The organism is Gracilibacillus halotolerans (genome assembly GCF_014206945.1).
Taxonomy (GTDB): Bacteria; Bacillota; Bacilli; order Bacillales; family Amphibacillaceae; genus Gracilibacillus; species Gracilibacillus halotolerans.
Window position 1 is genome coordinate 1 of sequence record NZ_JACHON010000058.1, and the last position, 1,103, is coordinate 1,103.

Sequence of the window (1,103 nt, forward strand, 5' to 3'; positions counted from 1 at the left end):
AAGCGTAGCGCGGTAGAATTTCCAGTTAAGTGTACAAAAAGAGAAAGCTCTATCTATTGAGGGTTTAACGTCCTTGAGAAATACTTGACACAAACATTTATAGTGCATTAGATTGTCTTTTACTAAAAAATACCTGATAATAAATTTATAGAATTTTATATAGGAGAGAGACAATGATTAGAAGTGTAAAAATCGAGAATTTTAAATGTATCAAGGGTTCTTTCACTTTAGATTTTAAAAAGGGAATAAATATCTTAGTTGGAAATAATGAAGCTGGAAAATCTACCATTTTAGAGGCAATACATTTGGCTCTTAGCGGTATATTTAGAGGGAAGTTAGTCAAAGGCAATCTAACACAATATTTATTTAATTATGAAGTTGTAAAAGAATATATAGAAAATGTTAACGATGGAAAAACATCTGAACCACCTTATATTTTAATTGAATTATATTTAGATGAAGTTCTCCCTATTTTAGAAGGTGATAAGTTTTCTGAAAAGGAGACCTCAGGAAAAGCTAGTGGAGTTGCACTAAAAATTGCCTTAGATGAAAAATATAATGAAGAATATGAATCATTAATAAAATCAGGAAGTATAGAAAGTCTACCAATTGAATACTATGATGTAGAGTGGTATTCTTTCGCAAGAAAAGCATTGACTGCTAGAAGCATTCCAATTAAATCATCGTTTATCGATGTAGGTTTTAGCAAGTTTCGAAATGGATCGGATATTTATATATCTAGAATTGTTCAAAATATTTTAGATACTGATGAAAAAACTAAAGTTGCACAAGCCTATAGAAAGGTAAAAGAAACTTTTTCAAAAGACCAATCGATTGCTGACATTAACTCGAAAATAACTGATATTTCAAAATTAAGTAATAAAGAAATTGAATTGACCGTTGATTTAGGGTCACGTTCAACTTGGGATGGTAGTTTAATAACTCAACTTGATAAAATCCCCTTTGATTTTATCGGTAAAGGAGAGCAATCTATTATAAAGACTGATTTAGTGGATCTACGTCAATATTTTGGACACATGAAAGTTAATTTTTCAGATAGTGCTTTGAAGCTGATTTGAATATATATGTGAAGGCTTGACATG

General features: G+C 30.0%; 1 protein-coding gene. It reads left to right on the plus strand.

The window, feature by feature from the left end; all coding sequences use genetic code 11:
- The first annotated feature begins 173 nt into the window (after positions 1–173).
- Positions 174–1,079, plus strand: coding sequence for an AAA family ATPase (locus tag GGQ92_RS16265; protein ID WP_246384574.1), 906 nt, complete (start codon positions 174–176; stop codon positions 1,077–1,079).
- Positions 1,080–1,103 lie beyond the last annotated feature (24 nt).